Here is a 14,565-nt window from a genome sequence, read left to right as displayed (position 1 = left end):
GCCGTCGGGCGGCCCTCATCGGACCTCGGCGTTGTCCTTCGGGCGGGCGGTGGCCGGGACTCCGTTGGCGAGGTCCTCGATGAGGAGGCGCCAGGCGATGGCGTCGGCGGCGGTGCGGAGTTGGGGGCTGCGGGGGCGGCCGGCATCGGCGTCGAGGCGGGCGTTGAGCCAGCCGGACCAGGCGCGGGCGAGGGCGCGGACCTCCTGGGTGCCGGCCTCGGTGTGGGTGAGGCGGTCGCCGTCGCGGGTGAGGTAGCCCTCGGCGGCCATCCGGTCGAAGACCGGTTCGAGGACCTCGGGCGGCAGCTTCTTGCGGGTGGCGATGAGGTCGAGGGAGGCGTGGCCGAGGGCCTTGGTGTGGCCGGCCACCTCCATCAGGGCCCAGGCTCCGGCGAGGTCGACGCGGGTGTCGGCGTCGCCGACGATGGTCCGCACGGTGTCCAGGTCGACCCCGCGCACGATCTTGCCGACGGCGTACTCCAGGTGCGGGTCGGAGTCGCTGGTGGTCGGCTGGGCGAAGCCCTCGCCCATGTCGGTGGAGCCGGCCCGGGTGGTGTCGCGCAGTTGCACCTGCTTGAGGAACAGTGCGACCACGAAGCCGACCACGGCCACCGGGATGGTCCACAGGTACACGGTGTGCAGGGCGTCCGAGTACGACTGGATGATCGGCGCGGCCTGTTCGGCGGGCAGCTTGTGCAGGCCCTGCGGGCTCCCGGCGGCGTGCACCAGGACGGCCGGGTCGGCGCCGGTGAGCCGGGCGGAGGCGGCGACGCCCTCGGCCAGTTCGGTCTTGAGGCCGTTGGCGTAGATGGTGCCGAACACGGCGGTGCCGAAGGAGCTGCCGATGGTGCGGAAGAAGGTCACCCCGGAGGTGGCGGTGCCGAGGTCGGCGTAGTCGACGGTGTTCTGCACGGCGATGGTCAGCACCTGCATGCTCAGCCCGATGCCGACGCCGAGCACGAACATGTAGAGCGAGGCCAGCGCGGTGCCGGTGCCGGGTTCGAGCCGGGACAGCAGGTAGAGGCCGACGGCCATCACCAGGGTGCCGGCGATCGGGAACAGCCGGTACTTGCCGGTCTTGCTGACCACGTTGCCGCTGGCGATCGAGGCGATCAGCAGGCCGATCACCATCGGCAGCATCCGCACGCCGGAGACGGTCGCCGAGTCGCCGTCCACGTACTGGAGGAAGGTCGGCAGGAAGGTCAGCGCGCCGAGCATCGCGAAGCCGACGATGAAGCTGAGCACCGAGCAGACCGCGAACACCGGGTTGCGGAACAGCCGCATCGGCAGCATCGGTTCGGCGGCCCGGGTCTCCGCCCAGCAGAACAGTCCGAGCGCGACCGCGCCGCCGACGAACAGGGCGATGATCACCCCGGAGCCCCAGGCGTACTGGTTGCCGCCCCAACTGGTCGCCAGGATCAGGGCGCTGGCGCCGACCGAGACCAGGGCGATGCCCAGGTAGTCGATCACCGGCCGTACCGCCGAGCGCACCGAGGGGATGGTCCGGGCGGCCGCGATCACCACGACGACGGCGATCGGCACGTTCACGTAGAACGCCCAGCGCCAGGACAGGTGGTCGGTGAACAGCCCGCCCAGCAGCGGCCCGATGACGGTGGCCAGGCCGAACACCGCACCGATCGCGCCCTGGTACTTGCCGCGTTCGCGCAACGGGATGACGTCCGCGATCAGCGCCATGGCGGTGACCATCAGCCCGCCCGCGCCGATGCCCTGCACCGCCCGCCAGGAGATCAGCAGGGTCATGTTGGTGGACAGGCCGCACAGGAACGAGCCGCCGACGAAGACGATCGCCGAGACCTGGAAGATCAGCTTGCGCCCGTACAGGTCGCCGAACTTGCCCGCCAGCACGGTGGCCACCGTCTCGGCCAGCAGGTAGGAGGTCACCACCCAGGACATGTGGGCGGCGCCGCCGAGGTCCGAGACGATGGTGGGCAGCGCGGTGCCGACGATGGTCTGGTCGAGGGCGGCGAGCAGCATGCCGAGCACGATGGTGGCGAAGACGACGTTCCGCTGCCGTACGTCGAGCACCGGCGGGGCGGAGGGCTGGGTCTCGGTGGCGACGGTCATGCCGCCAGCCTCGGGGGCGTGGTGGCCGGTCGCGATCCGGTTCGTCCGTTCGGGTGAGCACCCCTCGCGCCCGGGGCCACCCGGCGTCGCCCGGCGTCGGCCGGGGTTCGGGTGGCGGCGGGGTTCGGCCCAGGTGAGGATGGGCCGGAGCAGAGCCGGGACCAGCCCCCGGGCGCCGGGAGGAGGCTCCCCATGACCGCCCCACCCGCCCGCGACGCGGAGCGCCCGTGCCCGCAGCCGCCCGGCGCCTCCGCCGTCGGCGGGCGGGCCGAGGTGCGGCGCTGGCGGGCGCTGACGGTCTGCCTGGTCGCCGGGTTCATGACCCTGCTGGACGTCAGCATCGTGAACGTCGCCCTGCCCACCGTCCGGGCCGGACTGCACATGTCCGACAGCGGCCTGCAGTGGGTGCTCAGCGGCTACGCGCTGGCCTTCGGCCTGGTGCTCGTCCCCGCCGGGCGGCTCGGCGACGCCCGCAGCCGACGGGCCGTCTTCCTCACCGGACTCGCCCTGTTCACCGCGGCCAGCGCGCTGGCCGGGGCGGCCCAGGACCAGGAGTGGCTGGTGCTGGCCCGGCTGTTCCAGGGCGCGGCCGGCGGGGTGCTGGTGCCGCAGGTGTCCGGCTTCATCCAGACCCTGTTCCAGGGCCCCGAACGCGGCCGGGCCTTCGGCGCGCTGGGCGCGACCATCGGGCTGTCCACCGCCGTCGGGCCGCTGCTGGGCGGGCTGCTGATCCACCTGTTCGGCCCGCAGGACGGCTGGCGCTGGGTGTTCCTGGTCAACCTGCCGATCGGCCTGGCCGCCCTGCCGGTCGCCTACCGGCTGCTGCCGCCGCCCCGCCCGGCCGCCGAGCGGGCCGGGCACCGGGACTTCGACCCGCTCGGGGTGCTGCTGCTCGGCGCGGGGACGGTCGCCCTGCTGCTGCCCTTCGTCCAGGAGCAGCAGTGGCACGGCCCGGCGCGCTGGCTGCTGCTGCCGCTGGCGGTGCTGCTGCTGACGGCCTTCGTCGGCTGGGAGCGCCACTACGCGGGGGAGCGGCAGGACGCCCGGCGGCGCGAACCGCTGGTCAGCATGGCGCTGTTCGCGGTGCGGCCGTACGCGGCGGGGGTGCTGCTGTCGCTGGTGTACTTCGCCGGGTTCACCGCGATCTTCTTCATCTTCACGCTCTACCTCCAGGCGGGCCTGCACTACTCGGCCCTGACGGCGGGCCTGGCGATCACCCCCTTCGCGGTCGGTTCGGGCGTGGCGGCGCCGGTGGGTGGGCGGCTGGTGGGCCGGCTCGGCCGGCGGCTGGTGGTGCTCGGGCTGCTGCTGGTGCTGGTCGGCCTGCTGGCCTCGGCTCTGGCGGTGCAGCTGTGGTCGGGGCAGTCGGTCGGCTGGGCGACGGTGGGTCCTCTGCTGGTCGCCGGGGTGGGCAGCGGTCTGGTGATCGCCCCGAACCAGACCCTCACGCTCCAGCACGTCCCGCTCGCCCGCGCGGGCAGCGCCGGCGGCGTCCTGCAGACCGCCCAGCGGGTGGGCTCGGCGGTCGGCATCGCCGTCGTCGGTTCGGTCTTCTTCGCCCACGCCTCCGGACGCCACCCGGACTGGGCGCTCGCCTTCCAACTGGGCGTCACGGTCGCGGCCGGTCTGGTCCTGGCGGCCCTGCTGGTCGCCCTCGCCGACCAGTGGGCGGGCCGGCGGGAGGCCGGACCGGGCGGTGGTCACGGCGCCGTCAGTGGTCGCGGCGCCGGATCACCGCCACCGCGATGAGCACCGAGGCCAGCGCCCACACCGCGTACGTGGTCCAGGCGCCGGCGACGGTCGCGGGGTAGTCGGTGGGGCGCATCCCGGCCAGGGTGGTGCGGGCGAGGCGCCCCCAGGCCGAGAAGGGCAGGGCGTGCAGGAGGTCGGCGCTCCAGCGGTAGCGCTCGGTGACGACGGAGGGCAGGAAGAACAGCAGCACGATGGTGCCCACCGCCGCGCCCGCGCTGTGCCGGATCAGGGTGCCGAGGCAGAGCCCGACCAGTCCGCAGACCGGGGCGAACAGCGCGGCCGCCGCCACGTACCGCAGTGCCGTCGGGTCGGTGATCGACTGTCCGATGCCCTGGTCGGCCAGCATCGCCTGGGTGAGGGCGAAGGACAGGCCCGCGGTGCCGATGCCGAAGCCGAGCAGGACGGCCGTCAGCACGCCCGCCTTGGCGAGCAGCACGGCCCGGCGGTCGGGGACGGCGGCCAGGGTGGTGCGGATCAGGCCGGTCGCGTACTCGCCCGCGATGACGATCGCGCCGAGACCGCCCGAGAGCAGCATCACGACGTCTGCGGAGCCGGTGATGAAGGAGACGTTCAGGGCCTCCTGCTTCATCGTCGCCGGGGCGCCGTCGCCGGGCGTGTAGTGGTCGTGGGTGTACTGGGCGGACTTGAGATTGGCGGCGAGGATGACCAGCGCGCCGACGGCGAGCACCCAGGGGATCGAGCGCAGTGACCAGAACTTGAGCCACTCGGCGGCGAGCAGGTCGCCGAAGCGGGCCCGGCGGACGGGGGCCGCGGATCGGGCGGGGGTCGAGGAGTGCAGGGCGGTCGAGGAGCGCAGGGGGGTGTTCAACGGGGGTCTCCGGCGAGGTATTCGACGCTGTCGGCGGTCAGTTGCATGAAGGCCTCCTCCAGGGAGGCGCCGCGTTCGGTCAGGCCGTAGAGCAACAGGCGCTGTTCCAGGGCGAGTTCGCCGATCCGCCCGGCGTCGAGACCGGTCACGTCCAGGCCGCCGTCCGGCCCGGGGCGGACGGCGGCGCCGGCGGCCCGCAGTACGGCCGTCAGCCGGTCGGGTTCGGCGGCGCGGACGCTGACGGCGGCGCGGTCGGCCCGGGCGGCGAACTCGGCGAGGCTCTCGTCGGCGATCAGCCGGCCGCGGCCGATCACCACCAGCCGGTCGGCGGTGTGCTCCATCTCGGCCATCATGTGGCTGGAGACGAAGACGGTGCGGCCCTCGTCGGCGAGCCGGCGGAACAGTCCGCGCACCCAGAGCACGCCCTCGGGGTCGAGGCCGTTGAGCGGCTCGTCGAAGAGCAGTACGGGCGGGTCGCCGAGCAGGGCCCCGGCGATGCCCAGGCGCTGCTTCATGCCCAGCGAGTAGCCGGCGATCCGGCGCCCGGCGGCGTCGGCGAGGCCGACCTCGGCGAGCACCTCGTCCACCCGTCGGCGCGGGATCGCGTTGCCGAGGGCCAGCGCCCGCAGGTGGGCGGCGCCGGTGCGGCCGCCGTGCACGTCCCCGGCGTCCAGCAGGGCGCCGACCTCGCGCAGGCCGCGCGGCAGGCCGCGGAAGTCCCGGCCGCCCACGGTGGCGGTGCCGGAGGTGGGGGCGTTCAGGCCCAGCACCATCCGCAGGGTGGTGGACTTCCCGGCGCCGTTGGGGCCGAGGAAGCCGGTGACGTGGCCGGGGCGCACGGTGAAGGTCAGCCGGTCGACGGCCGTGCGGCGGCCGTATCGCTTGGTCAGTTCGATGACTTCGATCATGGGCACCACAGTGCCGGGGGAGCCCCGGCCGCCGCATCGGACCGGTGTCGACACCACGGGTCGGCCCCGGTCGTACAACCAGGGTTGGATGACGGCGCCCGACCCCGCCGTTACGATCTTGAACCATGCCCGCGACACCTACGCCCCCGTTCATCCGGCGTGTCCCGCCCGAGGCCTGGGTCGCCCTCGCCTGGTGTGTGGCCGCCGCCTACCCCGCCGTGCTGCTCGGCGCCTCCACCCCGCTGCACCGCGGCGCCGCCCTGCACGGCGGTCTCGCCTTCACCCTGGGCGACACCGCGATCGCCTTCGTCGGCGCGGCGCTGGTGCGCCGGCTGCCGGTGCTCTCGGTCGTCGTGCTGCTGATCGCCACCTGGACGGAGACCGACGGCTGGGCCGGCCACACCCAGGTGTCCCCGGCCGCCCTGCTGGCGGTGTACGTCGCACTGTTCCTGATCACCGCCCATGCCCCGCGCCGCAGTTCGCGCGCCGCCTTCGCCGTGGCAGCGCTCTTCCTGGTGCTGCACATGGGTCTGGTGCACGGCAACACCGTCGGCATCTTCACCGGCACCCACATCGGCTCGGCCGACGGCGCCGCACTGCTCGCCCTGGTCGCCTGGCTGGCCGGGCGCTCGGTGCGGCAGAACCGGGAGCACGCCGAGACCCTGAGCAGCCGGGCCGCCGCCGAGGCGGTGACCGCCGAACGGCTGCGGATCGCCCGGGAGATGCACGACACCGTCGCGCACAGCATCGGCATCGTGGCCCTCCAGGCCGGCGCGGCCCGCCGGGTGATCGACCGCCGGCCGGAGCGGGCCAAGCAGGCACTGGGCGAGATCGAGGCGGCCGGCCGGGAGACGCTGGCCGCGCTGCGCCGGATGCTGGTCGCGCTGCGCCAGGCCGACGGCGAGGTGTCCGAGACCGTCCCGGCGGGCCTGGCCGACCTCGACCGGCTGGCCGCGACCACCACCGCGGCCGGGGTGCGGGTGGAGGTGCGGCGCACGGGCGAACCGGGCCCGCTGCCACCGGAGATCGACCTCTCGGCGTTCCGGATCATCCAGGAGTCGGTGACCAACGTGGTCCGGCACGCGCGGGCCGCCGAGTGCCTGGTGACCGTCGACCGCAGCCGGGCGGAGGAGCTCCGGGTGGAGGTCGCCGACCGGGGCCGGGGCCACGGCGACACGCCCGGCAGCGGCTTCGGCCTGGCTGGGCTGCGCGAGCGGGTCGCCCTGCTGCACGGCGAGTTCGAGGCCGGGCCGCGCCCGGACGGCGGCTTCCGGGTCGCCGCCCGGCTGCCCGTCCCCGCGGGGGTCGGCCGATGATCCGGGTGGTGCTGGCCGACGACCAGCCGCTGGTGCGGGCCGCGTTGGAGATGGTGATCACCGAGACGACGGACGTCGAGGTGGTCGGCGAGGCGGGCGACGGGGCCGAGGCCGTCCGGCTGGCCGCCGAACTGCGGCCGGACGTCGTGGTGATGGACATCCGGATGCCGGGCACCGACGGCATCGAGGCCACCCGGCAGGTGACCGCCGCCGGCGGGCCGTCGAAGGTCGTGGTGCTCACCACCTTCGACGAGGACGAGCACGTGTACGCGGCGCTGCGCGCCGGGGCCTCCGGCTTCCTGGTCAAGGACATGGCGCTGGACGACATCCTCGCCGCGGTGCGGGTGGTGGCCGCGGGGGAGGCGTTGATCGCCCCGAGCGTCACCCGGCGGCTGATCGGGGCGTTCGCGGCCCAGCAGCCCAAGCCCGCACCGGCCGCCGCCGCGCGGCGGCTGGAGGTGATCACCGAGCGGGAGCGGGAGATCCTCACCCTGGTCGGCCGGGGCCTGTCCAACACCGAGATCGCCGCCGAACTGGTGCTCAGCATCGCCACCGTGAAGACCTACATGACCCGTCTGCTCGCCAAGCTGGACGCTCGCGACCGGGTCCAACTGGTGATCCTCGCCTACGAGGCGGGCCTGGTCGCCGTTCCCGGCTGACCCGGATCGGCCCCCGGCTGACCCCGGACCGGCCCCGGCCGATCAGGCCCCGCCCCGTCGGTGAGGTCAGTCCTTGACGGCCACGCCCGCGTACATCGCGATGTCCCGGTCGCGGATCGCCGGGGCGTCCGGGTCCGGCCGCCAGTGGTGGACCAGGGTGACCCCCGGGTCGAGCAGCCGGTAGCCGTCGAAGAAGGCCTCGGTCTCGGCCTTGTCGCGGATCTGCAGCGGGATGCCGCGGGCGTTGTACTCCCGGCCGACGCCGCCCACCCCGACCGGGTCGGTGTCGCCGGTGAACACGGTGAGGGCGAGGAAGCTGCCGGGCGCCAGCGCGTCCATGAAGCGGCGCACGATGCCCTGCGGGTCGTCCTCGTCCAGCACGAAGTGCACGATGGCGATCAGCGAGAGCGCCACCGGCTGCGAGAGGTCGAGCACCTCGCGCAGCCGGGGGTCCTCGATGATCGACTCCGGGTTCCGGAAGTCGGCGTCCACGTAACAGGTGCGGCCCTGGGGCGTGCTGTCCATCAGGGCGCGCGCGTGGGTCAGCACGATCGGGTCGTTGTCGACGTAGCCGACCCGGGCCTCGGGGGCGATCGCCTGGGCGATCTCGTGCACGTTGGGCGAGGTGGGGATGCCGGTGCCGATGTCCAGGAACTGCCGCACCCCGTACTGCTCGGTGAGGTGGCGCACCGAGCGCTGCATGAAGGCGCGGGTGGTCCGCATGGACGTCGGCAGCGCCGGCCAGGCCCGGACGGAAGCGTGCGCGGCGGCCCGGTCCGCCTCGAAGTTGGTCTTCCCGCCGATGAGGTAGTCGTAGACCCGTGCGGAGTGGGGCACGTCCATCCGCAGGTCGACCGAGGGGTAGTGCTCGTCCGTCACGCTCTCGCTCCCCGTTGCTTCGGGCATCCGTCACCGGGCGCCAGGGCGGCCGGTCTTGGAGCGCATGGTAACGGTTCACCGGTGTGACGGTATGACGAAGGTTCAGGTGAGGGGCGCCTCCGGACTCCGCACCTCCAGCCCCACCGCCTGTCGGGGCAGCGCACCCGCCCGGCCGCCGCGCCCGGCCGCCAGCTCCACCGCCGCACCGATCCAGGCCGCACCGAACGCCCAGGTCGCCACCCACTCGCACAGGTACACCGGCCGCACCGCCCAGTCGGCCCCGAACCCCGACAGCCCCGTCACCACCGCCGCCAGCAGGGCGACCAGGATCAGCACCCCCGCCGCCAGGTACGCCGTGGCCACCCGGGCCGGCTGCGCCGAGCGCGGATTGCGGAAGGAGTACAGGCAGAACAGCGCCAGCATCACGAACAGCAGCCCGGCGAACACCAGATGGAAGACCCCGACGGTGCGCTGCAACCCCGTCGGATCCGACGGCGTCGTCGGGCACAGCGCGACCCCGAGCGCGAACACCCCGGCCGCCGTGCTCCACCGGTCGTCCCGCCGGTCCATCCGGTAGCAGATCAGGAACACCCCGAGCGCGCACAGGGCGCCCACGAAGATGTTCCGGGTGCCGCCGTAGTACGCGGCGCTCATCGACGCGGGCCAGAAGCCGTCCGTGGCCCGCCCGGTGAGCTCGTCCGCCAGCCAGTTGCCCAGCGGCAGGGCCGGCGGCAGCAGCACGCCGATCGCCCCGACGCCGAAGCGCAGGAACGTCACGGTCCGTTCGTCCTGGACGGTCCGTCGGGGGGAGTCGGGGGAATCGGGGGAATCGGGGATCTCGATGGTGTTTCCGGCACTCCGGTCGTCGGTCACGGATGCCTCCTCGCTGGTGAGCGCGATGGTTGGCCGTCAACTGGTGTACCCGCAGCAGGAGATCGACCCACCACCGGATCGGGTGGTTTGTCGGGCGGCCTGCGCTCCGGCCTCGGCCTACAACGCGGCCTCGGCGCCGGGTTCGAGGGCGAACTCCGCGTCGTCCGCGTCGTAGTCGTAGAGCTCGCCGTAGCGGCCCCAGTCGATGGCGGTCTCCAACTGGCGCCGGGCGTCCGCGGTGTCGTAGCCGGACCGCAGCAGGTCGAGGAAGAGGTCCTCGCGGAGCTTGTGGTCCCTGGTGGCGGCCAGCGACTGGACGACGGCGCGCACCAGCGGGGCCCGACGGGCGGCCTGGCGGGCGAACAGCTGCTTCCTGGTGAGGATGTCGGCGGCGGCGAACTCGCGGCCGGCGGGCGTGATGGCGAAGCGGCCGTCGGTGGTGCGGGCGAGGTCGAGCAGGACGGCGGCGTCGACCAGCGGGAGCAGGTCGTCGACCTCGAAGTTGAGCTCGTCGGCGATCTCGGCCAGGCCCTCCTCGCCGCCCATCGCCAGCAGGATCTCCAGCAGGCCGGCCAGCCCGCCGACGGTGGCCGGCGGCAGCGGGGTGGTGATCGGGGTGACGGCCTGCCGGGCGGCGGGTTCGGTGGCGGGCTGCTCCTCGCGACCGGTGAGGATGCCGTAGACGGTGTCGACCAGGGCCTCGAACTGGGGGGTGCGGCGGTCGCGCGGGCGGGGCAGGTCGACGGTCAGTTCGGAGCGGATCCGGCCGGGGTTGGAGGACAGCACGAGGATCCGGTCGGCCAGCAGCACCGCCTCCTCGATGTTGTGGGTGACGATCAGGATCGACTTGACCGGGGCCCCGCGGCCCTCCCACAGGCCGACCAGTTCGTTGCGCAGGTTCTCGGCGGTCAGCACGTCCAGGGCGGAGAACGGCTCGTCCATGAACAGCGCGTCCGGTTCGACCACCAGCGCCCGGGCGAAGCCGACCCGCTGGCGCATCCCGCCGGACAGCTCCTTGGGGTAGGCGCCCTCGAAGCCGTCCAGGCCGATCAGGTCGATCGCCCGCAGCGCCCGCTCGCGCCGCTCCTCCTCGCCCACCCCGCGCGCCTGGAGGCTGAGTTCGACGTTCTGCTGGACGGTCAGCCAGGGCAGCAGGGCGAAGGACTGGAACACCATCGCCACTCCCGGGCTGGCGGCCCGCAGCGGGGTGCCCCGGTAGCTGACCGTCCCGGAGGAGGGCGGGATCAGCCCGGCCAGGCAGCGCAGCAGGGTGGACTTGCCGGAGCCGGACTTGCCGAGCAGGGCGACGATCTCGCCCTCGGCCAGGTGCAGGCTGATGTCGTCCAGCACCGGCAGGGCCCGTCCGTCCGGGGTGGTGAAGGTCTTGGTGACAGCGGAGGCCTCGACGATCGTGGTGCGGGCGGGCCGGGCGGGGTCAGCCGTTCGGCGTGCCGGCCCGTTCGACGAGTGCGTTGAGCAGGGCCGCGCCGCGCTCGGCGTCGTCCACGCTGATCACGAGGTCCGTCCCGCGCCTGGTGCGGACCACCAGGCACTGGCCGGAGCGCAGGAAGACGCTGGTGCCCCCGCGGAACACCCGGAAGCCCCAGCCGCCGGCCTGCCGGGCGTTGAGCCGGCCGACCCGGGCGGAGGCGATCTCCTCGGGGGCGAGGTGCCGGGCGGGCCGGCCGAACGGGCCGAAGCCGACGTGCAGGCCGTCGTCGCCCACCCGGACCCGGACCGAGGAGCAGAGCAGCAGGGCGACGGCACCGAGGCCGAAGAGCACCACCGACGCCCAGTCCACGGACTCGGTGCGCCCGGCCGCGGCGAGCAGCAGGCCCGCGGCCGTGAGCAGGCCCATCACCGCGGCGACCACCTGCATCCAGTGGTTGGAGGCCCGGGAGAGCCAGACCAGCCGCTCGCCGGCCCTGAGTTCCAGCACCGGCCCGCCGGGCCGGGCGGGCCCGTCGGCGGCCGGCCGGGTCGCCAGCCAGGCCAGCACACCCGCCAGGCCGGCCGCGAGAACGATCAGGAGCACCTCGATGCCCATCGGTGCGGCGTCCTGCCAGCAGGCCCGGTCCAGGTTGGCGCGCACGATGGAGGCCTGCGCGCCGCTCAGCAGTACCCCGGTGCCGGCCAGCACCGGTCCGGCGGCGCCGCGGGCCGGGCCGGGCCGGAACCGCAGCGCGGTGGCCAGACCGGCCGCGACCAGCAGCCAGACGCCGGCCGGGAACAGCGCCGCGGCCGTCAGCGGCATCGAACCGTCCGGCCGGCTCCCGCTCCAGTGCGTGGCCACCTGCTCCGGCAGGCGGTCCCGGGCGGTCAGCGGCAGCGCGACCAGCAGAGCCGTCACGCCGAGGATCCAGACCCCGGCCCCCCACAGCGCCGTCCGGCGCACCGGCCGCTCCGGGGCAGGTTCCCCGGCGGCTTCTTCGTCCTTCACGACATCCCCCTGATCAGATCCACGAGTTCGTTCCTGCTGTAGCCGGCCTGGGCCGCGTCCGCGATCAACTGCCGCACCCGCTCGACCAGTTCGCTACGGGTGTCGGCATCGGTGGCGACCGTGATGCCGCGGCCCCGGCGGAACTCCAGCACCCCCTCGTCGCGCAGGGCGCGCAGCCCGCGCAGCACGGTGTTGGTGTTCACGCCGAGGGCCCGGGACAGCTCCCGGGCGGGCGGCAGCTTGTCGCCGGGGGCGCACTCGCCCTCCGCGACGGCCCGTCTGATCGCGCCCGCCACCTGCTCGTGCAAGGGGCGGGCGTCGCCAAGGTCCAGCTTCAGCAACATGGTGCTAGTGACGATAGCACCATCCGATCGTGGTGCCACCGGCCGCTTGGGGGGCGAACCGGGTCAGGGGATGAAGAGGCTCTGCGCCCCGGTGACGCGGCTGTCGTCACCGGCGGCGATCACCTCGACGACCTCTCCGCTGCAGTCCGCGCCGGAGTGGATCTCCGCCGCCCGGTCGGTGAGGTTGTCGACGACGCTGGCGGTCCCGTCCAGGGCGTAGCACCCCGAGGGATCGGTCTGGGTGGTGCCGTTGATGGCGAGGTCCCCGGTGGCCGCGGTGGCCGGAACGGAGGTCAGGGCCAGGGCGGCGGCGGTCATCAGCGGGACGCCGAGGGCGGCGCGAAGGGTGATTTTCATACCTGATGCATAACCGTCCGAGGCGCGCGCCTCGCCCGGAACGACCGGGTTGCCCCCGGAGGGCGCACCGGAGAGCGCACCGCGGGGTGGCGCGCCGGTCCGTGTATGGAGTGCGTACGGAACGCCGCCCGGGGCGTCAGGGAGGCGTCAACGAGGGCCGGGCGGGCGGCCGGAAGGCGATTGGGTGGGCAGTGACGGAGGACCGAACCACACGAGGACGGATCATGCACGGCGACGGGCGGCACCAGGACGGCACGGCACCCAGGGTGGTGGTCGGGGTCAGCGGGTCACTGGGCAGTCTGGCCGCGCTGCACCGCGGCCTGGCCGAGGCCCGCGACCGCGGTGCGGTGCTGTGGCCGGTGCTCGCCTGGGAGCCGCCGGGCGGCGAGCACGGCTACCGCCGCTCGCCCTGCCCGCCGCTGCTCGCCGCCGTGCGGGAGGCCGCCGAGCGGCGCCTGGACGAAGCCCTGGCGGCGGCCTTCGGCACGGACGGCCCCGACGTGCCGATGCAGCCCGTGGTGATCCGCGGCGAGACCGGCCCCGCCCTGGCGCACGTCGCCGACCGGCCGGACGACCTGCTGGTGCTCGGCCGCAGCGGCGGCCCGCTGCGCCGCCGGCTGCGGCGGTCGGTGTCCGCGTACTGCGCCCGCCGGGCCGGCTGCCCCGTCCTCGTCGTCCCGGTGCCCGAGCTGCTGCACGACCTGGAGGCGCTCCACCGCCGCACCCGCTGGCACCTGACGGTCGCCCCGGCGCCCGAACCGCTCGCGGCGAAGGGCCGCTGACGGGTGCGGATGTACTCGGCGCGCCCCGGCGGCGCCCGCTTCCGTCCGGTGCTGGAGCGGCTGGCGCCCGGCACCTCGGGCACCATCGCCCTGCTCGGCGGCGGACTGCTCGCGCTCGCCCTCGGCCGGCTCGGCGCCCTGCACTCCGGGGCGCCCGCGCTCGCCGCCTACCTGGCGCTGTGCGTACTGGTCGGGCACTTCTCCCGCCCGTGGGCCGCGCCGCTGGTCGGCCTGGCCGCCTGGCTGTGCTGCAATGCCTTCGCCGAGCACCGGCACGCCGAGCTCGGCTGGTCCGGCACCTGGCCCGAGACCTGGCACTACGCGGCGTTCACCGCCGCCGCACTGCTGCTCCCGCTGCCCGCGGCGCTGCCCCGGCGCCGTGTGCGGGTGGCGCTGCTGCGCCTGGACCGTACGGTCTGAGGCGCCCGTGGACGGCCCGCCCCCGCACGGGGACGGGCTGCCGCCGAACCCCCGGGCCCCGGCCGGTACTCCGGAGCCCGCGGCGACCGGTGGAGGACAGGTGAAGGCGGGGCGCCCCGGCGCCCCGCGGTGGAGTGGCCGCCGTTCGGACAGCGGGCCGCGGCCCGCAGCGGCCACTCCACCGCCACCCCGCGCACCGTCATGTCCCGCTCGTCGTGGCCGAGTTGGTGCCCCCCACCCGGGTGGCCCGGGATAAGGGCGCGGAGGATGTCCGTATGCGGATGACGAACGCGTACCGGCCGACGAGCATCACGGGCGAGGACGTCGGGCCGACCGCCCGGCTGCTGGCCCGGGCCTTCGGCGACGACCCGATGATGTGCTGGTTCTTCCCCGAGGAGGCCGCCCGACCGGCCGCGCTGGTCGGCTACTTCGACACGTTGCTCACCCGGCAGTACCTGCCGTATGGGGTGTGCGAGCGCACCGGGCACGCGGCCGCGATCTGGGTCGCGCCGCAGGCCCAGGAGAAGGCCGTGCCGGACGAGGGGACGATCCGGGAACTGGCCGCGCTGCTCGGCGACCGGGCCGGCTGGTTCCGGGAGTGCGTGGCGGCGGCCGCCGCGACCGCGCCGCAGGAGGCGCACTGGTACCTGGCGCTGCTCGGCACCGACCCGGCCGCCCAGGGCCGCGGCCAGGGCGCCGCACTGCTGCGCGCCGGCCTGGCCCGGGCGGACGCCGCGGGCCTGCCGGTCCACCTGGAGTCCTCCAAGCGGGAGAACCTCGCCGTCTACCGGCACTTCGGCTTCGAGGTGCTGGAGGAGGTCCGGCTGCCGGCCGACGGCCCGACCCTCTGGACGATGCGGCGCGCGCCGGGCGCGTAGGACAGGCGGCGGCCTCGTCGTCGCGGGTGTCGTCCGCGCCTGC

15 protein-coding genes are annotated in these 14,565 nt (G+C 74.6%); 6 read left to right on the top strand and 9 right to left on the bottom strand.

All coding sequences use genetic code 11. The annotated features are described in order from the left end of the window. Positions 1–15: 15 nt before the first annotated feature. Positions 16–2,085 carry an MDR family MFS transporter gene (locus ACIQWA_RS10295; RefSeq protein ID WP_402480638.1) on the bottom strand — a complete coding sequence of 690 codons (2,070 nt, stop codon included), beginning with the start codon at positions 2,083–2,085 and terminating at the stop codon, positions 16–18. 192 nt (positions 2,086–2,277) lie between these two features. Here ACIQWA_RS10295 and ACIQWA_RS10290 point away from each other — a divergent pair, with 192 nt between their 5' ends. Further along, positions 2,278–3,834, top strand: a complete 1,557-nt coding sequence (locus ACIQWA_RS10290; protein ID WP_402480634.1) for an MFS transporter — start codon at positions 2,278–2,280, stop codon at positions 3,832–3,834. Here ACIQWA_RS10290 and ACIQWA_RS10285 read toward each other — a convergent pair. Both ACIQWA_RS10285 and ACIQWA_RS10280 read right to left on the bottom strand, forming a co-directional pair. Then, the gene (locus tag ACIQWA_RS10285) at positions 3,797–4,666 is read right to left on the bottom strand and encodes an ABC transporter permease (RefSeq protein WP_402480631.1); all 870 of its coding nucleotides are present in this window, start codon (positions 4,664–4,666) and stop codon (positions 3,797–3,799) included. The genes ACIQWA_RS10290 and ACIQWA_RS10285 overlap by 38 nt on opposite strands. Then, positions 4,663–5,574 (bottom strand): ABC transporter ATP-binding protein, encoded by a 912-nt coding sequence (locus ACIQWA_RS10280; RefSeq protein ID WP_402480628.1) that lies wholly within the window; start codon positions 5,572–5,574, stop codon positions 4,663–4,665. Before ACIQWA_RS10280 ends, ACIQWA_RS10285 begins: the two co-directional genes overlap by 4 nt. 125 nt (positions 5,575–5,699) lie before the next feature. On the opposite strand from ACIQWA_RS10280, the gene ACIQWA_RS10275 reads away from it, so the two are divergent. Next, a complete protein-coding gene (locus tag ACIQWA_RS10275) occupies positions 5,700–6,890 on the top strand; it encodes a sensor histidine kinase (RefSeq protein WP_402480625.1) in 1,191 nt (396 codons plus the stop codon). Further along, entirely contained in the window at positions 6,887–7,549 is a 663-nt protein-coding gene (locus tag ACIQWA_RS10270; protein ID WP_360234324.1) for a response regulator transcription factor, read from the top strand. Before ACIQWA_RS10275 ends, ACIQWA_RS10270 begins: the two co-directional genes overlap by 4 nt. A gap of 66 nt (positions 7,550–7,615) precedes the next feature. Here the strand turns inward: ACIQWA_RS10270 and ACIQWA_RS10265 are convergent, their stop codons facing one another. The 6 genes from ACIQWA_RS10265 to ACIQWA_RS10240 all read right to left on the bottom strand — a co-directional run bounded on the left by ACIQWA_RS10265 (position 7,616) and on the right by ACIQWA_RS10240 (position 12,442). Continuing rightward, entirely contained in the window at positions 7,616–8,455 is an 840-nt protein-coding gene (locus ACIQWA_RS10265) for an SAM-dependent methyltransferase (RefSeq protein ID WP_402480622.1), read from the bottom strand. 75 nt (positions 8,456–8,530) lie between these two features. Beyond that, positions 8,531–9,301 (bottom strand): hypothetical protein, encoded by a 771-nt coding sequence (locus tag ACIQWA_RS10260; RefSeq protein ID WP_402480619.1) that lies wholly within the window; start codon positions 9,299–9,301, stop codon positions 8,531–8,533. Between the two features lie 117 nt (positions 9,302–9,418). Beyond that, complete coding sequence (locus tag ACIQWA_RS10255) at positions 9,419–10,651, bottom strand: nitrate/sulfonate/bicarbonate ABC transporter ATP-binding protein (protein WP_402480617.1); 1,233 nt, start codon at positions 10,649–10,651, stop codon at positions 9,419–9,421. An 85-nt stretch (positions 10,652–10,736) separates the two neighbouring features. Then, positions 10,737–11,741, bottom strand: coding sequence for a DUF1648 domain-containing protein (locus ACIQWA_RS10250; RefSeq protein WP_402480614.1), 1,005 nt, complete (start codon positions 11,739–11,741; stop codon positions 10,737–10,739). After that, positions 11,738–12,085 (bottom strand): GntR family transcriptional regulator, encoded by a 348-nt coding sequence (locus ACIQWA_RS10245; RefSeq protein ID WP_402480612.1) that lies wholly within the window; start codon positions 12,083–12,085, stop codon positions 11,738–11,740. The genes ACIQWA_RS10250 and ACIQWA_RS10245 overlap by 4 nt, the downstream gene beginning before the upstream one ends. A 63-nt stretch (positions 12,086–12,148) precedes the next feature. Continuing rightward, complete coding sequence (locus ACIQWA_RS10240) at positions 12,149–12,442, bottom strand: hypothetical protein (RefSeq protein ID WP_402480610.1); 294 nt, start codon at positions 12,440–12,442, stop codon at positions 12,149–12,151. Between the two features lie 224 nt (positions 12,443–12,666). Here ACIQWA_RS10240 and ACIQWA_RS10235 point away from each other — a divergent pair, with 224 nt between their 5' ends. The 3 genes from ACIQWA_RS10235 to ACIQWA_RS10225 all read left to right on the top strand — a co-directional run bounded on the left by ACIQWA_RS10235 (position 12,667) and on the right by ACIQWA_RS10225 (position 14,522). Further along, positions 12,667–13,224, top strand: coding sequence for a universal stress protein (locus ACIQWA_RS10235; RefSeq protein ID WP_402480607.1), 558 nt, complete (start codon positions 12,667–12,669; stop codon positions 13,222–13,224). 3 nt (positions 13,225–13,227) lie between these two features. Then, a complete protein-coding gene (locus tag ACIQWA_RS10230) occupies positions 13,228–13,644 on the top strand; it encodes a hypothetical protein (protein WP_402480605.1) in 417 nt (138 codons plus the stop codon). 281 nt (positions 13,645–13,925) lie between these two features. Beyond that, positions 13,926–14,522 carry a GNAT family N-acetyltransferase gene (locus tag ACIQWA_RS10225; protein WP_402480883.1) on the top strand — a complete coding sequence of 199 codons (597 nt, stop codon included), beginning with the start codon at positions 13,926–13,928 and terminating at the stop codon, positions 14,520–14,522. Positions 14,523–14,565: the final 43 nt, after the last annotated feature.

This window comes from Kitasatospora sp. NPDC098652 (assembly GCF_044760155.1).
Lineage (GTDB): Bacteria > Actinomycetota > Actinomycetes > Streptomycetales > Streptomycetaceae > Kitasatospora.
The sequence above is the reverse complement of the archived record's forward strand: the minus strand, read 5'-3'. Positions and strand labels throughout refer to the sequence as shown.